Consider the following 3,728-nt stretch of genomic DNA (forward strand, 5'->3'; position numbering starts at 1 on the left):
GGCCCGGTGGCCGGCCAGGCACTCGTAGAACACCAGCGTGGCGGCGTACACGTCGGTCGCGGGGCTGGCCGGGGCGTCCTCCCACTGCTCGGGAGCCATGTAGGAGGGGGTGCCGACGAGGGAGGCCGTCTCCCCGAAGTGCGCCGCCACGCCGAAGTCGACCAGCTTGCTCTCGCCGTCCTGCGTGATGATGACGTTCTCGGGTTTGAAGTCGCGGTGTACGACCCCGCGCCGATGCGCCTCGGCCAGCCCGAGCAGCGCCCCCTTCAGGACCACGAGCGCCGCCTCCGCGCCCGTCGCGCCCTCGTGCTCCAGCAGCCGCCGCAGCGTGACGCCGTCGACCAGCTCCATCACGATGACGGCGTCGTCCTCGCCCTCGACGTACTCCAGCAGGCGGGCGGTATGAGGGCTGTCGATCTCGCGGATGACGTCCGCCTCCGCCCGGAACCTCCCCACGAAGTCCTCGTCAGCGCGCAGCGGCTCGGACAGGTGCTTGATGGCGACGGACTGCCCGTCGGAGTCCCGTAACGCGAGCATCACCCGCCCTGTCCCGCCGTGTCCGAGTTCCCGGATCTCGGTGTAGCCGGGAACTTCCATACTGGGACCTCCTGACGGGATAAAGATCCTTATGTCAGGACGCTAACCTGGCGTCACACCCTGTGTCGACCCTCTGCACGCGAGTGATCACCCCGCTGCCACAATCGGTATTTTTACTACTTCCTATAGTAGATCTCGCTGATCTTCTGCGATACCAGTGCGACTGTGGCGGTCAGTGACGAGGTATGCGAACAATGCCACTTAATTCCTCTATTTCATCCCCTGTCACTACTCTTTCCACGTGTCCTCTGAGCAACACCAAACGACAGCCGTCTTCGTCAACCAGAGCGGTCGCCGTCGAAAGCTGATCATGATCGGTTCGATCGCCGCGAGCGTCCTGGCTCTCGCGCTGCTCGCCATCGTGATCGGCGGAATGTTCTCCAGCACGACACTCTCGGTGAACGGATGGCCGGGCGATCGCCCGGGAGCGGCAGACGGCACGGCTTCGCCTGATCGCACGCCGACGCCTCGCTCAAGGCAGCCGACCCCCTCCGTGACGCGCCCGGTGGCGACAGGCTCGCCATCACGCCGTCCGACCCCCAGCGCCACCCGCCCGGCCAGGCCATCGGCGACGTCTGGGCTGACCTCGCCGCAGCCGGTACGGACCACGTCGCGGTCCGGCACGAATCCGGAGCTGAGCCCCGACCCCACCGCGGAACCCACGACCGACCCCACCGCCGATCCCACGGATGCAGCGAACGAGCCGCCCGGCCAGGCCAAGACGCCCCCGGGACTTGATCCGAACCGGACAAAGGGCCCGAAGAAGTGAGCGCTCCCTCGCAGGGCGACAAGCTGGTCTGGCCGTCCGCGCCGGTCCCTGCCTGGCAGGACTACCGCTCCGCTCAGCCACGGAACGAAGCACCGCGGAACCCACCGGCGCAGCAGCCCGCACCGGCCGCAAGGCCCCCGGCCGACCCCAAAGGTCACTGGTTCCCGCTCGCCGTCTGTTTGCTGCTGGCCGCCACCGCGCTGGTGGTCAACGGGTACGTGACCAACGTCGTCGGCGAGACGCACGCTCCCTTGCCCGCCGCCGGCTCTCCTTCCCCCGAACTGGAGAAGGTACGGCGCGGAGGCCCGGTCATCAACATCACGGCGAACGGGCCCGCCAGCGCCCGCGTGCCGGGCAGGACCATCGCGCTGACATTCGACGATGGCCCCGACCCGGCGTGGACTCCGCAGGTGCTCGACATGCTGAAGAAGTACGGCGCCAAGGCGACCTTCTTCACCGTGGGCTCCAAGGTGGCGAAATACCCGGAGCTGGCGCGGCGCATCGCCGCCGAGGGGCACGAGCTGGGCAACCACACGTACTCACACGCCGACCTCGCGGCGCTACCAGGCTGGCGGCTCAAGCTGGAGTTGTCGCTGACACAGCGTGCGCTGGCCGGAGCGACAGGGCTGCACACCACGCTGGCCCGCCCACCGTACTCCTCCACCCCCGCGGCGATCTCCGGGCCGCAGTGGGCGGGCATGAAGGCCCTGGCCGCCGAGGGCTACCTCGTCACGTTGGCGGACCTCGACACCAGGGACTGGAGTCGCCCCGGGGCATCGAAGATCGTGGCATCGTCGATCCCGGACAAGAGCCGCGGAGCCATCGTCATGCTGCACGACTCGGGTGGCGACCGGCGGCAGACCGTCGAGGCCGTCGGGGCCGTCCTGCGAGAGCTGACCGGCAAGGGCTACCGCGCCGTCACGGTGACCACGGCGCTCGGCATGCCCTCGGCGCACCAACAGGCCGGCGGAGTGGAGCGGTTCATCGGCTCCGCGCTCAACCTGCTCCAGCGTGCCTCGGAGACGTTCGCCGGTGCTCTGTCGTGGGTGCTGCTGGCCGCGGGAGCGCTCACGTTGGGGCGGCTTGGTTTCTTCGCCATGCTCGCGTGGGTGCACGCGGCACGTAACCGGGGCGGGAAGCGGCGAAGGGGCCGGGCGCCCGTGTGGTCCGTGCCCCCGCCGGTGACCGTGATCGTGCCCGCCTACAACGAGGCCGCCGGGATCCAGGCGACGGTACGGTCGCTGGTCAATACCACGTACCAGGGCGAGCTCGAGATCCTCGTCGTCGACGACGGCTCGGCCGACGACACCGCCGAACTGGCGGAGGCGCTGGGGCTCCCCGGCGTGCGGGTGATCCGCCGGCCCAACGGCGGGAAGCCGGCCGCTCTCAACACCGGCATCGCCCAGGCCGCCCATGAGTTGCTCATCATGGTGGACGGCGACACCGTCTTCGAACCCGCCACGATCGGCCACCTGGTCCGCCAGCTGGCCGACCCTGCGGTCGGCGCGGTGAGCGGCAACACCAAGGTCGGCAACCGGCGCGGCATGATCGGGCGGTGGCAGCACATCGAGTACGTCATCGGCTTCAACCTCGATCGGCGCGCCTTCGAACTGCTCGACTGCATGGCGACCGTACCCGGTGCGATCGGGGCGTTCCGTCGTTCAGTGCTGGTGGCACTGGGCGGGGTGAGCACGGACACGCTGGCCGAGGACACCGACCTCACGATGGCACTGTGCCGGGCCGGATGGCGCGTGGTCTACGAGGAGAAGGCGCTGGCCTGGACCGAGGCGCCGACCTCGCTCGGCCAGCTGTGGAAACAGCGCTACCGCTGGTGCTACGGCACGCTGCAGGCGATGTGGAAACATCGGCGCGCCATCCTCGAACCCGGCCCCTTCGGCCGCCGCTGCCTCGGTTACCTGACACTGTTCCAGGTGCTGCTGCCCTTGCTGGCTCCCGTCGTCGACCTCATGGCGATCTACAACACGGTTCTGGGCGACCCCCTACCGGTCGTAGCAGTATGGGCGGGTTTTGTGGTGGTGCAGGCGCTGACCGGTTGGTACGCACTCCGCTTGGACGGCGAACGCGCCTCGGCGCTCTGGGTGCTGCCGCTCCAGCAGTTCGTCTACCGCCAGCTCATGTACCTCGTGGTCATCCAGTCACTGGCGACGGCACTGCTGGGCGTGCGACTGCGCTGGCACGCCATACGCCGGGAAGGAACGTTCAACGACTCCAGCCGCAACGGCGAGACCCCGCCCCTCGCACCCCAGGTCCGCATCCCCGAGAGGACCATGCTGGGAGAGGGGACGCGCTAGGAGCTTGGGCGGCGACGCAGGTGGCGGGCTTGTGGTCAGGCGGCGGGCCG

At 69.0% G+C, this 3,728-nt stretch carries 3 protein-coding genes; 1 reads left to right on the forward strand and 2 read right to left on the reverse strand.

Annotated elements, in window-relative coordinates:
• Both AB0J09_RS58995 and AB0J09_RS59000 read right to left on the reverse strand, forming a co-directional pair.
• Nucleotides 1-597 (reverse strand): serine/threonine-protein kinase (locus AB0J09_RS58995; protein ID WP_360712143.1); only part of this gene is annotated, 597 nt, incomplete at its 3' end.
• 228 nt (nucleotides 598-825) lie between these two features.
• The gene (locus AB0J09_RS59000; protein WP_360712145.1) at nucleotides 826-1,221 is read right to left on the reverse strand and encodes a hypothetical protein; all 396 of its coding nucleotides are present in this window, start codon (nucleotides 1,219-1,221) and stop codon (nucleotides 826-828) included.
• A 141-nt stretch (nucleotides 1,222-1,362) separates the two neighbouring features.
• Here AB0J09_RS59000 and AB0J09_RS59005 point away from each other — a divergent pair, with 141 nt between their 5' ends.
• Complete coding sequence (locus AB0J09_RS59005) at nucleotides 1,363-3,678, forward strand: bifunctional polysaccharide deacetylase/glycosyltransferase family 2 protein (RefSeq protein ID WP_360712147.1); 2,316 nt, start codon at nucleotides 1,363-1,365, stop codon at nucleotides 3,676-3,678.
• Nucleotides 3,679-3,728: the final 50 nt, after the last annotated feature.

Origin of the sequence: Nonomuraea sp. NPDC049784, assembly GCF_040659615.1 — a bacterium.
GTDB lineage: Bacteria > Actinomycetota > Actinomycetes > Streptosporangiales > Streptosporangiaceae > Nonomuraea.